The sequence below is a fragment of the Streptomyces sp. NPDC055966 genome (assembly GCF_042269865.1).
Classification (GTDB): Bacteria; Actinomycetota; Actinomycetes; order Streptomycetales; family Streptomycetaceae; genus Streptomyces.
Genome location: NZ_JBHJYK010000057.1, coordinates 1 through 13,616, shown reverse-complemented (window position 1 = coordinate 13,616; position 13,616 = coordinate 1). Strand labels below are relative to the sequence as shown.

11 protein-coding genes and 2 pseudogenes are annotated in these 13,616 nt (G+C 71.8%); 4 read left to right on the top strand and 9 right to left on the bottom strand.

Translation table 11 applies throughout. The features are described from left to right. Positions 1–259: 259 nt before the first annotated feature. Positions 260–622 carry a hypothetical protein gene (locus ACFC8N_RS48160; protein WP_376296023.1) on the top strand — a complete coding sequence of 121 codons (363 nt, stop codon included), beginning with the start codon at positions 260–262 and terminating at the stop codon, positions 620–622. Here the strand turns inward: ACFC8N_RS48160 and ACFC8N_RS48155 are convergent. Further along, positions 589–1,023: a hypothetical protein gene (locus ACFC8N_RS48155; RefSeq protein ID WP_376296022.1), complete on the bottom strand. Its 435-nt coding sequence runs from the start codon at positions 1,021–1,023 to the stop codon at positions 589–591. The two genes, ACFC8N_RS48160 and ACFC8N_RS48155, sit on opposite strands and share 34 nt — an antisense overlap. Next, the gene (locus tag ACFC8N_RS48150; RefSeq protein WP_376296021.1) at positions 1,020–1,193 is read right to left on the bottom strand and encodes a hypothetical protein; all 174 of its coding nucleotides are present in this window, start codon (positions 1,191–1,193) and stop codon (positions 1,020–1,022) included. The genes ACFC8N_RS48155 and ACFC8N_RS48150 overlap by 4 nt, the downstream gene beginning before the upstream one ends. A 241-nt stretch (positions 1,194–1,434) precedes the next feature. Between ACFC8N_RS48150 and ACFC8N_RS48145 the strand changes: the two genes are divergently transcribed. Next, complete coding sequence (locus ACFC8N_RS48145; protein WP_376296020.1) at positions 1,435–2,280, top strand: SigB/SigF/SigG family RNA polymerase sigma factor; 846 nt, start codon at positions 1,435–1,437, stop codon at positions 2,278–2,280. Between the two features lie 196 nt (positions 2,281–2,476). Here ACFC8N_RS48145 and ACFC8N_RS48140 read toward each other — a convergent pair whose 3' ends face one another. Beyond that, positions 2,477–2,953: a TetR/AcrR family transcriptional regulator gene (locus tag ACFC8N_RS48140; protein WP_376296019.1), complete on the bottom strand. Its 477-nt coding sequence runs from the start codon at positions 2,951–2,953 to the stop codon at positions 2,477–2,479. A 77-nt stretch (positions 2,954–3,030) separates the two neighbouring features. On the opposite strand from ACFC8N_RS48140, the gene ACFC8N_RS48135 reads away from it, so the two are divergent. Continuing rightward, a complete protein-coding gene (locus ACFC8N_RS48135; RefSeq protein ID WP_376296018.1) occupies positions 3,031–3,333 on the top strand; it encodes a hypothetical protein in 303 nt (100 codons plus the stop codon). Positions 3,334–3,414: 81 nt separating this feature from the next. Here the strand turns inward: ACFC8N_RS48135 and ACFC8N_RS48130 are convergent, their stop codons facing one another. The 5 genes from ACFC8N_RS48130 to ACFC8N_RS48110 all read right to left on the bottom strand — a co-directional run bounded on the left by ACFC8N_RS48130 (position 3,415) and on the right by ACFC8N_RS48110 (position 11,909). Beyond that, positions 3,415–3,555 (bottom strand): hypothetical protein, encoded by a 141-nt coding sequence (locus ACFC8N_RS48130; RefSeq protein WP_376296017.1) that lies wholly within the window; start codon positions 3,553–3,555, stop codon positions 3,415–3,417. Between the two features lie 125 nt (positions 3,556–3,680). Next, entirely contained in the window at positions 3,681–4,943 is a 1,263-nt protein-coding gene (locus ACFC8N_RS48125; protein ID WP_376296016.1) for a TIGR02679 family protein, read from the bottom strand. Further along, on the bottom strand, positions 4,940–9,079 hold the full coding sequence (locus tag ACFC8N_RS48120) for a TIGR02680 family protein (RefSeq protein WP_376296015.1): 4,140 nt from the start codon (positions 9,077–9,079) through the stop codon (positions 4,940–4,942). The genes ACFC8N_RS48125 and ACFC8N_RS48120 overlap by 4 nt, the downstream gene beginning before the upstream one ends. Continuing rightward, positions 9,076–10,323 (bottom strand): TIGR02678 family protein, encoded by a 1,248-nt coding sequence (locus ACFC8N_RS48115; RefSeq protein ID WP_376296014.1) that lies wholly within the window; start codon positions 10,321–10,323, stop codon positions 9,076–9,078. The genes ACFC8N_RS48120 and ACFC8N_RS48115 overlap by 4 nt, the downstream gene beginning before the upstream one ends. Then, positions 10,320–11,909 (bottom strand): TIGR02677 family protein, encoded by a 1,590-nt coding sequence (locus ACFC8N_RS48110; RefSeq protein WP_376296013.1) that lies wholly within the window; start codon positions 11,907–11,909, stop codon positions 10,320–10,322. The genes ACFC8N_RS48115 and ACFC8N_RS48110 overlap by 4 nt, the downstream gene beginning before the upstream one ends. Positions 11,910–12,233: 324 nt before the next feature. Here ACFC8N_RS48110 and ACFC8N_RS48105 point away from each other — a divergent pair. Continuing rightward, positions 12,234–12,584: pseudogene (locus ACFC8N_RS48105) on the top strand (FCD domain-containing protein); the annotation flags it as partial. A gap of 54 nt (positions 12,585–12,638) precedes the next feature. On the opposite strand, the pseudogene ACFC8N_RS48100 reads toward ACFC8N_RS48105, so the two are convergent. Beyond that, positions 12,639–13,103: pseudogene (locus tag ACFC8N_RS48100) on the bottom strand (alpha/beta hydrolase fold domain-containing protein); the annotation flags it as partial. Positions 13,104–13,616: the final 513 nt, after the last annotated feature.

The following is a 13,616-nucleotide window of genomic DNA, read 5'->3' as shown; positions in this document are numbered from 1 at the left end:
GCGAGGCCGGCATCCCCCTGCCGGACCATCGGACACCATCACAGCGGCCGGATGACCTGTCCGCCCGCTTCACCGCGCCCGACATCGACCCTGAGCGAGACGTCACCGCAACTACCCAGCCGGACATGACGCCACGCCGACGTCCGGTCCGACCTCGCCCCCTGACCCGGCAGGGGTTGGACCAAGCAACAGGGATAACTGATTTTCGTCACTGACGGTGACATTCCCACACCAGGACCCGCCCCGCCGCAAGCCCTCTGTGAGGCACGCGACTGGGTGGAACACCCCCGATCCCGACCGACTGGCCACCGACGACGCCCTGCAGCTCAAGGAGACCCTTGCGCGCGTCCCGACGCTCGCCCGCACCGCCGAGCACGTCCGGGCATTCGCCGAGCTGATGAACGACCGCCGCGGCCACCACCTCCCAGACTGGATCGCCCGCGTCCAACAGGACCAGGTCCCCGCCCTGCAGACCTTCGCCACCGGCCTCCTGCAGGACCTCGACGCAGTCGTCGCCGGACTGACCCTGCGATACAGCTCCGGCGCTGGCGAGGGTCACAACAAGATCATTCTGTGGAATCAGCGATGTCAAGCCGTGTGCTCGTGCATCACGTCGAGGTAGTGCCGATCGCGGTGCCGAACATGGTGGTCCCGGCCGGGCAGGCTGAAGACAGCGCAGACCTCGGCGAGGCGGTCGAGTAGCCGGTCCAGGGCTGCCTGGCCGTCCTCGATGGCTGCCTGTTCGTCGTCGGTCAGCGGGATGGACACGGCCATCTTCTGCAAGTTGCTTTTGGCTGCCAGGAGTTGGGATCGCGTGGATTCCTTTGGGGCGTACAAGTCGCATCGTGCGCAGGCCATGCGGTGCTGGCACTGCCCGAAGAAGGTGTAGCTGCGGTAGCCGTGTCCGAGGTCGTAGTACTGCCAGGGCTCACCGCCCGCGGCGGCGCCGGAGGCGACCGTGTCCCGGTCGACCAGGACCTCGATCGTGCGGACGTTCCGCTCGAAGTAGCCCAAGGTGCTCAAACGCCAGATGTTCGGCCGCGCCAACTTCGACCTGCTGCGCGTCCTCCACGCGGCATGAGCCGGGTCGTGGCGGCGTGGACGGTGACGTGGTTGGCGTCGATGGTGACGGCGCTGACCGCGACGTCGGTGGTCTGGTGAAGCCAGAGATCCTGGAGCAGGTCGCGGGTCACGATCGTTCATGATCGCGGTTGTGGTGACCTCCGTGGCTCTGGCACCAAAAGTGATCCAGAACCAGGGCCGGCCGTCGTCGAGACGAGTCAGCGAGGCCCCATTTAGCTGCGTCTGGATACCGTCTGCGGCTCCGCCCGGGTGAGGTCGGGAATGGCTTGACGATCTCGGGGTAGCCGCGGTGCTGTCGGCCGCTACAGCCGGTCGATGGTCTGGTTGGCCCAAGTCGGAAGGGATGCAGGGATGGCGCTCATGAGCACCACGGCAACGCACAGGCGGACGGCTCAGCTGCCGGAGGTGGTCGACCCCTCCCACGTGATGCCCAGGGACGCCCGCGAACTCTCCCGGCTCTTCTTCGACCAGTTGCAGCAGTTGGAGGAGGGTACGGCGGAGCACCAGTACGCGCGCAACACGCTGATCGAGATGAACATGTCCCTGGTTCGCTACGCTGCCGGCCGGTACCGCAGCCGGGGGCCGCAGGAGATGGAGGACATCGTCCAGGTCGGCATGATCGGGCTGATCAAGGCCATCGACCGGTTCGAACTGTCCCGTGAGGTGGAGTTCACCTCTTTCGCCATCCCGTACATCGTGGGGGAGATCAAGCGGTTCTTCCGCGACACGACCTGGGCCGTGCATGTACCGCGCCGTCTGCAGGAGGCCCGGGCCCAGCTGTCCCGCGCGACCGAGGAACTCCACAGCCGTCTGGGCCGCATGCCCACGGTGCAGGAACTGGCGGGACTGATGAGCCTGTCCGAGGAAGAAGTGGGGGAGGCAAGGCTTGCGTCCAACGGCTACAACTCCGCCTCCCTGGACGCCGCCGTCAGCAACAGTGAGGACGGCGAAGCAGCGCTGCAGGACTTCATCGGCGTTGAGGACACCGCGCTGGAACTGGTCGAGGACTTCCACGCCCTCGCCCCGCTGATCGACCAACTCGGCGAGCGGGACCGGGAGATCATCCACTTGCGGTTCGTGGAGGAACTCAGCCAGGCCCAGATCGGCGAACGCATCGGTGTCTCCCAGATGCACGTCTCCCGCCTGTTGACCCGCACCCTGACCCGGCTGCGCGAGGGCATGCTCACCACCCGCTGACCACTTGCCTCCGACACTCTCCACCTGCTCTCCCGTAAGGGCGTCAGCTCAGCGGCACAGCTCACCACCGCGCTGTCGGCCGCTGTACTGACCGCCGCGGACCGGGCCGCCGACCGAATACCGGGCAGCCGTCTGCCGGTCCCCCGGATGTGCCCAGTTCCCGTCCACGGTTTCCGGGCTGGTCGGCCGCTGCGGGTCAGCCGCGCACCGCAGCCATGCACTCGTCGTACAGGTCCATGATTTCGCCCTTGCCGTCGTTGGCGACCCAGGTCATCGATGCGGCATCCAGGCATGCGAACGCCGTCGCGATCACCGCGCGGGCCTTCGCGCCTTCGTTGCCGGTACCTGCGCCCATTCGGGTCTCGATGAGCGGCAGCAGGTTCTCCTGGAACCGCAGTCGCTTTTCGAGCCGACCGGCACGCAGCGAGGCGGTGTTGTGCAGGAGGCGGAACCGCTCCAGGGCCTGTTCTCGGCTGTCGTGCAAGGCCAGTACGGCAGCAACCCCTGCGCGCAGGGCGTCCCAGACACCGGCATCGGCGGGCTGTTCACTGATCGTGTCCATCAGGACCTGCCCGAACCGGTCCTGGCCGCCGCCGAGAAGGTCCTCCTTGGCGCCGAAGTAGCGGAAGAGCGTGCGCTGGGAGACGCCGGCCTCTCGGGTGATCTGGGCCATGGTCGTCTCGTCGTAGCCCTGCTCGGTGAACAGGCGCAGCGCCGTCTCGAGAATCTCTCTCTTCCTTCCTGATGCAGGTGTGTGTACAGGGAGCCTGGGGCGTCATCCCGGCGCACCTGACCGGGATGAGCCCGGACGCGATCCGGGGCTTCTACCCGGGCGTCACCTACCAACTCGGCAACCTGATCGCGGCCCTCAACCTGCCGATCCAGGAGGCACTCGCCGGGCATCACGGCTATCCGGCAGCGATGGCGTGGACCGTAGCGCCCGCCTTGGCCATGGTCATGCTGCTGAGCGCTGTGGGCAAAGAGGCCAAGGGCATTCGGTTCGGCAGCATGGGCACGCAGGCCCCGAGTGCCGCAGCGGCCGACACCGCGTAGCCCTGGCACAGCCTCATGGGCGCGTTGCCGACCCCATGCTGTGACCGCCCATCAAAGGCCGTCGCCACGACGCGCGCCGGATCACGCCTGCTCGTGGGCCGCCTGACAGAGCACCGCGATCTGCACACAGCCGAGCTGGTCGGGCAGCGGCCACAGCAGCACGTGCTGTACGGCCTGGGCGGCTGAACGCACCCGGGCCAGTTGGCGGGAGGCGGCGCTCACGTACTGCGCAGAAGAGCACCGCCAGGGCCGACAGCATCGTCAGGGAGAGGATCTGCACCATCACGCTACGGCTGAAGAGCACCTGTGGGCGCGGGCGGAACCACGTGTGTTCCGGGCGGCCGGTGTCAGGCCGTCAGGTCGGTCAGGAGGTCGTTCAGTACGGTCTCCTCCTCGATCCGTACGCCGAGTTCGGTGAGAGCAGGGCGCAGCTCAGGGTCCCATGGTGCGGTGGCGGGCGTGCCGGTCAGGGGTCCGGCCAGGGGAGTGGTGGCGGCCGCGGCGCGGTAGTCGGTGGCGGTGTAGCGCCAGGGGGTCCAGGGGACGCGGTGCAGCAGGGCGGTGGCGATGCGCAGACCGCCCCAGTCGAAGTCGCCGTGGTACAGCAGGCTCGCCCCCTGGGCTTCGAGATGGCGCAGCAGTGTGAGGGCGGCGGCCGACGGCTGTCCCTGGAGGCAGACCAGAGGCGGGCAGAGGGAGCCGTGGGTGTCCGCCGCAGTCGCCAGGACCGTGGGGTTTTCGCAGACGTACACCACGGTGGGCGCCGTACGCGGCGGGGTACGCGTGAGCTGGCGCAGGGTCAGCACGGCCGGTTCTCCCCGGTCGGCCACCCAGTCGAGGGCGGGCGTGCCGCGTACGCCCAGGGTGAGGACGGTGGAGGACAGGGCGTCCTTGAGGAGGCCGGCGGATGCCCAGGCCTCGCGGCGCCACTCGGCTCCGCTCCCGTCCGGGAAGCCGGTCAGGGCGCGGGCACCGGACAGGACGAGCGTGGCGAGTGGGGTGCCGTCGTCGAGGGCATGGGCGTCTCCGAGCACGCGGGCGGCGAAGGCGGGCAGGGACAGGGCCGGGTCGGCCGGAAGGCGGCCCAGGGCCTCGGCAGCGTGGCCGAGCAGCGTACGGGCCGCGTCCGGCGTGCGGGCGAGCCGGCGTATGCGGCCGTCCTGGTGCAACTGGTCGGCCCAGTCGGCCAGTTCGGGGCGGATCGTGCGGATCAGGGTGTCGAGCGGGGCGTATGCGTCACGCCAGGCGTTTGCCTCCTGCCCGCGCACGTCGGCGAGCCGGGGGACGGGGCCGGTGAGCGCGGTGACGGCGGCGGCCAGGCCGTCGGGGCTGATGCCGGAGCGGCGAAGGAGGGCGTCCACTGCGTCGAGGCGCATGCTCAGTGAGCGGCCGGTGCCCGGGGCACGGCCCAGCAGGCGTTCGGCGCCGGCCCGCTGGGCGGCGGTGGGGGCGGCCAGGGCGACCGGGCCGGTGAGGGGCTCGTCCCGCTCCATGCGGCGGCGGCACCGGTCCACCAGCCAGACGAGTTCGGGGCCGCCGAGGAGACGGATCAGGCGCTGGCGGTCGATGGGTGCGGGCGGCCGCCGGGGTGTGCCCCTGTCTTCGGTCATGACCGCAGGGCGCCCTGGTCCTCGGGGCCTGCCGTCGGGGCGGCCGCGTTCGCCTGCGCGGGCAAAGACGCGAGTTCTTGACGCGGTTCCGCGCCCCGCACGCGGTTGGTGCCGTCCCACTCCCAGCGGGTCACCAGGACGGCCGGGATCTCGTCGACACGGGAGAGCTGGGCGATGGCGATGCCGGGGACCTGGGGGTAGCAGGCCCATTCGCGCTCGCTGGTCATCACCACGTCGAGGTCGAAGGCGTGCAGCAGGCCAAGACACTTGGCGCGGGAGTCGTCGTCGACACCGGCGAAGGCCTCGTCCAGGGTGACCAGGCGCGGGGCGTTGGGGGTGGCGGTGGCGTAGTGCGACGAAGCCGCGGCGAACAGCGGTACGGACACCGCCAGGACCCGTTCGCCGCCGGAGGCGGGACCGGTGGCCGGGACCCACTTGCCGTGCTGGTGGCGTTCGATGCCGAACTCGTGCCAGGCCCGGTGGTCGAGCGCCTGGGTGAGCACTTCCAGCCAGCTGCCGGCCGTGTCGTCGCTCTGCCGGTGTGCGATCTGGGTCTGCAGGAACTCGCCGACGGCTGCCCGGTCCTCGGGCGTCCAGGCGTCGGCGGACTGACGTAGACGTTCCCTCGCCTGGGCCAGGCCGGCCGGCGCCTTGCGGGAGGGGCGCCAGACCAGGCGCAGCTTCATGCCGGTGGAGGTGGGCCGCTCCTCGAGTTCGGCGTTCATGGCGTTCACCTGGCGCTCCGCGGTGCCGATCAGTTCCTGCAGGGTGCCGGCGACCTCGGTCAACAGGTGGGTTTCGAGGATCTCGCGTTCGTGTGCGGACAGGATGCGGGTCAGCTCGGCCACTTCCGCGGCGAGCGCTTCCGCCAGTTCCGGAACGGCCCGTTCGCGGCCCTGGTAGACGATGTCGACGACCATGCCGTCCTCGACCATGCGGGCGGTGGCGGTGTGGCCGCCACGGGAGAGCGCGTCCTGGAGTTTCTTGTACTCCTCGCTGAGCCGCTTCTGTACGCGTTCCCAGGCGCCGTCGGAGTCGTCGGTGCCCGACAGGTCGGCCTCGACGGCACGGGCGAGCGCCACGGCCGGAGTGGCCGCCCACGGCCCGCCGTCCAGCGGCGGCACGGCTGCCTGGGGCAGGGCGACGGCCAGCAGTCCGGTGCCCGCGAACCGCTGGAGCGCGGCGATGGACTCGGCGCGGGCCGCGGTGGCCTCCCGCACGTCCACCTCCAGCCGCTCGATGTGCCCCTGGGCCAGGTGAGCGCGCCGATCGGCGGCGGTGTGCTCCTCGCGCGCCCGGTGCCGCCCGCGGTCGCACGCGGCCAGGGCATCGGCGGTCTCGGTCAGGCGCCGCTCCAGCTCCGCGACGGCGGCGCCGACGGTGGAGCGCAACGTGGTGTGGCGTTCGTCGGCGGCGGCCGCGAGACGAGCGGACTCCTCGGCGCGCACGGCCAGCTCGGCCGTCCGGGCTCCGGCCCGCCGGGCTTCCGCGTGCTCGTCGGAGAGTGCCCGCACCGCATCGGCGCGCTCACGCAGGGCCGGCCACAGGGCGGCGAGGACGGCGGTGTGGTCGGCCAGGGCTTGGCGGACGCCGGCGAGCCCCGCCCGGTCGACCGGCAGGTTCACGGCGGCGGCGACCTCTGTGAGTTCCGTGGCGGCCTCGGCTTCTCTCCTGGTGGCCTCAGCCAGTTCAGCGGAGCGTTCGTCGTGCCGGGCGCGGGCCCGCTGGGCGGCGTCCCCCGCCGCGGCGGCCAGCGCGTGCGCGTGGCGCAGAGCCGAGTCGTCGGGGACGGCGGCCAGCTCGGCGTCGAGGGAACGGCGGCGCCCGGCCACCGCGGCACGTTCGGATTCGACGCGGGCCGTACCGTCCGCCAGGGCGTCGAGTTCGCCGCGCAGGGCAGCGATCCGGGTCCGGCGCGCTTCCTCGCGGGCGCCCTCGCCGACGTACACGGCCGCGTCCTTCCACCAGCTGCCGGTCAGCGCCCCGATGCGGAAGCGGCCGTCCACTGTCACCCAGGTGTCACCGCCGCAGGAGCCGAGTCGCACGGCCTCCAGGAGGCGTGCCACCCTCTCCTCGCCCACTGCCAGGGCTGGGGGTACCCCCTCTGGGGGAGTGTCGCCGTGATCCACGGCCGGCAGCAGCACGTCCGCGAGCGTCGCCCCGGTGGGCGGGGCGGTGGAGGGCAGCGGGGACAACAGGACGTCGTGCCCGTCCGCGTGCACCGCGGACCCGTCCGGACGCACCCAGGCGTCCAGCAGCCCGGATGCCTCCAACGCCGCCTCCAGGCCCGCCCGTTCACTGGCGCCGACGTGCTCGCGGAAGTCGACCAGCCGCCACAGGGGCGCCCCCGGGGCCCGCTCGCGCGCACCGGGCGTACGAGTATGGGGCATCGTGGGTCCGTGCTGGCCGCCCGCCTCCAGCTCGGCCAGCTCCCGCTCCGACTCGGCCTGCCGGTCCTCGAGCCCGGCCAGCTCCCGCCCGAGCACGGCGGCTCGGTCGGCCAGCCGCGCCGCCCGCGTGCGATGGGCCTCACCGGCCTGTTCCCGTGCCGGGTACGGGCCCTGGAGGTGTGTCACCCAGTCCTGCAGGCTGTCCAGGAGCCCTGCCCGGTCGGCGACGGCCAGCTCCTCGCACTCGTCCAGATGCGTGCGTACGAGGGCGATGAGTTCGAGGCCCGCATCGGCGGCCCTCCCCTCGGCCCCGGCCTGCCGCTCGGCGGTGTGACCGGCCTCGGTCTGTGCCTCGTCCAGGCGTCGTGCGGCCGCCCTGCGTTCGGCCCGCTCCGCCTCGGCACGTGCCGCCAGCTCCTCCACGTGCTCGACGGTGCGCCGCCTGCGGGCCACCGACTCCTCAGCCGTACGCCGCAGTTCGGCCTCCGGTACACCGTCGGTACGCAGCTCGCCGTCGAGCCGGGCCGCCGAAGCCGCCTCCCGTTCGCGGGCAAGCGTCTCCGTGACCTGCCGCTCGGCCCCTGCGAGCCGCCCCTCGGCCGCCTCGACACGGCCGAGGACCCGGGTGTGCGCCTCGGCGGCCTGCTCCCGGTCGGCCTCGGCGCGGGACAGCTCCTGCCCGGTGCGGCGGGCGTCGGCCGCCGCCTGCTCCAGCTCCCGGGCATTGCGCATCTCCGGGCCCTCGCGCAGTGCCGCCTCCTGCGCCTTCAGACGCGTGGCGGTTTCCTCCAGCTCCGCGAGCCTCTCGGCGGCCACTGCCCGATCCGCACCGGCCTGGGCCTGTTCGGCGCGGGCCTGGGCCACGTCACGGTGCAGTTGCTCGTAGCGGGCGTGCTCGCTGCGGGGCAGCCGGGCACGGCGCCGCGTCGCGACGCGGGCGTAGCGGCGGTAGTACTCCAGGAACGCGGAGGCGGCCCGCTCCGCCTCGGCGGCGGCCCGAAGCTCCTCCTTCTCCTCGTCCAGGGACCGGAATGCCTCGGCCACGTCTGCGATCACGGCCTGGTCCATCGGCGGCAGCGCCTCGGTCAGCGCACGGGAGAGCGCCGCCTCGTTGGGCCGTTTCGACAACTGGGGCTGGCGCAGCTGGATGAGCAGGTCCACCAGGGCGGCGTAGCGACGCTCGCCCAGCCCGAACAAGGCCTCGTCCACCGCCCTGCGGTACGCCTTCGCCTGGTCGTACACCATGCCGCGCCCGGCGACGGCCTCCGCGAGCCGGTCCCGCGACAGCGCCGTACCGGTCGCGTCCAGCAGGCTGAGTTCCTCGCCGATCCGCTGGTCGGTGACCGCGTACCAGTGCCGGGCGATACCCCGCCCCGCCACCGCCTTCAGCCCGCAGGCGAGCGTGCGGAAGTGGGCCTGCCCGCTGTCCTCGTCGCGGCGGCCGAACTCGATCCAGGCGTAGCCGAGCCGCTCGGGGTGTGGGTGCTCCCCGCCGAGCAGCAGGTTCCACTCCATCCGCTTGCCCGGGTCGGCGTCGGGTTCGACCCGGCGCGCGGACAGGTCGCCGTCCAGAAGGAACGGCAGCGTGAGGGCGAGAACCTTGGACTTGCCGGTGCCGTTGTTGCCACGCAGCAGCAGCCGGCCGTCGCGGAACCAGAACTCCTCCGTGTCGTAGTAGAACAGGTCGACCAGACCGATGCGCAGCGGTCGCCACCGACCGGGCGCGGGGACGGGCAGGGCGGTCACGACGCGTGCGCCTTTCGCTGAGAGGTACGGGATGCGCGGGAGGCCGGGGCGCCTGGTTCCACCACGCGGGTCTCGCCGACCGCGTACCGCGCGAGCGCCGGCAGCGGGACCACACCCCCAGGAGTGCGGGCCGCCAGGCCGAGAGCCGTCAGCCGGCTCAACGCCTGGTCGACCAACTCCGCCTCCGACCCCGGCTGTTTGGCACTCTTGGACCAGAACCCGCCGTGCTCGGCGGCCAGTTCCCGCACCCGCTCCTCCAACTTGCCGCGAGTCACCTCGCCGCCCGCAGCCACGAGGTGCTCGGCGAGCAGCAGCGTGACGTGCCCGTGCGTGCCCTGTTCCGGCATCCGTACGTCGGTGAGGTCATCCAGAGGATCGACCATGGCGATGCCCTCGGCCCGCACCTCGGGGACCAGGCCGGTCAGCTCGCCGATCCGTGCCGTGATGAAGGCGCGCTGCCGGGTCAGGTAGACCAGTTCCTCGTCGGTCAGCTCGTCGTAGTACAGCACCGGGTCGTCCAGCAGACGGCGGGTCAGCTTCTGGCGGATCGTGCGGAACCGGAGTTCCTCGCTCTCCAGGGCGGTCTCCGCGGTCAGCTCGGCCAGCCGGGTGCCGAAGTCCTCGGCACCGATCAACGACGGGCCGTGGCGGGCGGCGAGCAGCCCGGCCAGAACGCGGCGCTCCACGTCGTACAGCACATCGCCCGCCCCGCTGACGTACGCCTCCTCGTCCCCCGCTACCCGCCGCAGCACCCCGTACCGCAGCAGCAGCCGCACCACCGCGGCGAGGTCGAGGCGCTCGTCGCGCCGTTCCAGGGTGAACTCCACCCCGGCAGCGGCCAGATGAGGGTCGGCCGCGTCCAGGACCACCTGCTCGGCGAGCCGGCCGAGGGCGATCTGCGCCTCCCCGCGCTCCAGAGCGGCCAGCGCCAGGCACAGCAGCACATAACGGCGCCGGGTGAACGGCGACCGGGCGCGGGACGCCTCCCGCGCCGGATGGGTGGGATCGGCCAGGCTACCGGGAGTCTTGCGCAGCCGGGCCGCCTCCGCGTCCACCCGCAGCGACCAGCCGGTGTTGCGGTCGAACCAGTCGCGCAGCTCCGAGGCATGCTGCCGAACCAGGCGGAACTCGTCCGTGTACGCTCCGTGGGCCAGCAGCAGCGGTTCCTTCAGCAGGGCACGGGCGGCCTTCCGGAACTCGGCCGCGCGCCGGCCGTCCAGGACCTCGCCCAGGGGTGTGGTCATGAGACCTCCTGCGCCGGCGCGTCGTGCGTCCGTGCCCGCTCGGCACGGGTGAGATCGGTGATCTCGACGGCGTGGTCGGGGCCGCGGAACACGCCGCCCGGCGTGCGGATCTCGGCCGTCGTACCGTCCCCCAGAGCGGTGAGCCGGATTTCCATCGTGCCGTCGTTGCTGGTCGCCACCGTCGTCGTCATGCCGGGCCGCCAGGTGGCCAGGGCATCGCCGAGCAACTGCAGAAACAGGCCGAAGACGAGCGGGTCGAGTTCCCCGAGCGCGGACAACCGTGTGCCGCCGTCCGTCGTCAGCCGGGCGCGAGCCGCCGCGATCTCCTCCGCCTGCCGCGCGGCGATCTCCGCCAGCCGACGCCGCTGCTCGGACCGGTCCTCCACCTTGCGCGCCCTGCCACGCCGCTCGTAGCTGCCGGTGCGGCGCAGCTGCGGGCTGATCCGCAGGGGCTCCGCCTCGGCCCACGGGGCGGACGCGGCCACCGGACGGGCCGTGCGCTCGGCGAGAGTGTCGGCGTCGACGGTGAGGTGCCGAGCCGGGTAGAGGCCGAAAGCGGCGCGCCACAGGCGATGCCGCGCCTCGTCGTCCGGTGCCTCGGCGAACCAGCGGGCCAGGGTGCGAAAGTCGGCGGACCGGTCCGAGCGCCCGGCCCGCCGCTCGTTCAACTGCCGTACCACCGCGAGAAGCTGCGGGATCGCACCCAAAGCACGAGCGCGCAGCAGTCGGGCCTGCGACTCCCGGCCGTCCGCGGAGACGAACCAGGCGGACAGCCCCGCCCAGCGCCCCGCCCACCGCGCACAGCCTTGCGCCTCCGCGCTTTCGGCCTCCTCCGGAGCTGCGTCGGCCGCCTCCCGGGCCGCCGCCAGCCGCAGCAACGGGCCGACCCGGCCCTGCTCCTCCAACTCGCCGATGAGCAGGGCGATCCGCCCACCCAGTGTGATCAGGTCCTGGATGAACCGCTCCAGGTACTGGATCAGCCGGTCCTTGTAGGCCAGGAACACCTCGACCTCCACGCCGTGCAGGTCGATGGTGCGCTGCAACGACCCCATGAACGCCCGCGCGTTCTCCGCCAGCGCCTCGAACCGGCTCGTCAGCGCGGACAGCGCCAGATGCGCCTTGGCCCCGTCCGGCTCCTCCTCGGCGGCGATCACCAGCAGTGCCCGCAGCTGCGTGACGATGTCGTGCAGCGCCACCGCCTGAAGCGCACCGCGCCGCCCCAGCGTCTCGTCGTACACCGACAGCGCCTGCTCGGCGGCCTCACCGGCCTGTGTGAGCTGGTAGATGAAGCGTTTGCGGTAGAAGTCCTCGACGGCTGTGACCCGCGAGGTGTCCGGGTCGGCCCGCAGGTTTCCCCACTCGACGAGGCTGTCCAGTGCCTTGACCACGGTGTCCGGGTCGGCGGGCCGGTGTTCGGGCGGCAGCGCCGCGTGCACGTCCTCGGGCCGCAGGTGCACCGCGAACCGTTCCTTGGCCGTCAGGAACGTGCGCATCACCCGGCGGTAGAGAGGAGCGTTGGGCACAGTCAGGTGCGCGAAGGCGGCGTACCCGGCTCGGTCCGGCTCGGAATGCAGTGGTGACGTCATCGTCCGGCATTGTCCCCGACACACCCACCGCCACGGCAACCCTGGCCAGACCATCGCACGGGGTTACGAGAGGGCGGCCTCGATGACGGACGAGGAGTACCGGCACCGCATCACCGCCGCCTCCGGAGCTGTGCCGATCGTCCAGGCGGTTGTTCCACTGAAGCGACAGACCGGCAGGCCGTACGTCGGGTCGGGGTGACAGTTCCGGCACGCCGTCGGGGAGTCGTCGTGAGGGCGGCTGCGGAGGTCCTTCGAGGGCTGTCGGGCCCTGTGTGCGAACGGCCTGGACACCAAGGGCGGCGTCTGCTCGGCCCTGCCGTGTAGATGGCAGACCGGATGGGAGTACCCCGTGCACGTGTGGAGCCCGCGCCGGGGCGAGGGCTTCGCGTCACAGTGCTGACCGAGCCGGAGCTGGCAGAGCTGTACGAGGTGCGGGAGTATCTGGAGAGCGCTGCGGTTGAACTCTTCGTCGCGAACGCGTCCGACGAGCAGGTTTCCAACCTGCGCCGACACATCTCGGAAGCGGCGGCGCGCCCGGACCGGGCATTCGATCCGTGGTCGAGCTACTACGAGGACCTCTTCTCCGGTGCCGGTAACGGACTGCTCCGGAAGATCTACGAGTCCATCGCCGCACGGATCACGATGATGCAGAACCTTTCGGCGCGGTCTCCGGGGCGAGCCGAGGAGAGTGGCCGCGAGAGCGCGGAGATGCTCGACTGGATCGATAGGGGCAGTGTGGGGCGCCAGCCCGTCGAACCCATGGAAGCCACCGCCCCACATGTGGAGGTCGACGTTCACACCCGCCTCGGACAGACGGCGGGCGTAGATGAGGACGTCGTCGCGGAACAGCTCGACGGAGCCGGTGTCGGTGTAGGCGCGAGGCAGGCCGCTGAGGTCCTCGGCCCGGCCCGGCGCGGCGTACGGCGACACGTCAGGACCGCCTCGGCGTTCGCCCAGCAGCGCGGTCCAGCCGTACAGGTTGCTGTTCCGGTCCCAGAACCCTTCGTGATCCAGCATGCGGCTGCTGTGCGTCTGGAAGCGGTCGTCGAGCATGGGGCAGATGAGTACCTGGTGGCTCAGCTTGGGGAAGTCCCGGTCGCCGGCGAGCAGCGCGGTCCCGGCCGCGAGCCCGCCTCCGGCGCTGGCACCGGCGATGAGGAGACGCTCGGGGCTGATGCCCAACTCGGCCGCGTTGTAACTGTGTCGTCCCGGAGAGGGGTTGCGCTGTTTGGAGACAGAACACGGGCCGGACCCACTCGAAGGAACGGGCCCCTGGCCGACATCAGACGGTGCTCGCGGTCACGGCCGTTCGTTCGTCGCATGCCGGTGGTCGCAGTCCGGGCGTACTCCGGACAGCTCCACCGTGTGTCGGACGTTCGCGAACCCGGGTGCGCGCGAGGGTGTCCGCCCGGTCCTCCACCGGGCCGGAGCTGACGCGCAGGCTCAGGCCACATTCGGTGTGGGGGAGGTAGGGGCGGTGCTGGGTGGGCGGGCGTGGGCCCAGGCCGAGTCGGGCGATGGGCCGGTGCAGGGTGCCCGGATGCACAAACCAGCCGACGGGAGGCGACGCCGTGCGCCCCCGGGTGTGCGGCCCCTCTTTGCCGTCCGAGCGTGCCGACGGCACCGTCGCGCCTGCGCTGACAGAGTCGCCACCCGCCCCGCTCAACGTCTTCTCAACCTCTTCTCAACGTCTTCGGCCGACGCCTC

Coding starts and splice junctions, on each gene's coding strand:
- ACFC8N_RS48125 (WP_376296016.1), bottom strand. CDS start 4,943: ATGACCGAAGACAGGGGCACACCCCGGCGGCCGCCCGCACCCATCGAC.
- ACFC8N_RS48110 (WP_376296013.1), bottom strand. CDS start 11,909: ATGACGTCACCACTGCATTCCGAGCCGGACCGAGCCGGGTACGCCGCC.
- ACFC8N_RS48145 (WP_376296020.1), top strand. CDS start 1,435: ATGGCGCTCATGAGCACCACGGCAACGCACAGGCGGACGGCTCAGCTG.
- ACFC8N_RS48140 (WP_376296019.1), bottom strand. CDS start 2,953: ATGGCCCAGATCACCCGAGAGGCCGGCGTCTCCCAGCGCACGCTCTTC.
- ACFC8N_RS48115 (WP_376296014.1), bottom strand. CDS start 10,323: ATGACCACACCCCTGGGCGAGGTCCTGGACGGCCGGCGCGCGGCCGAG.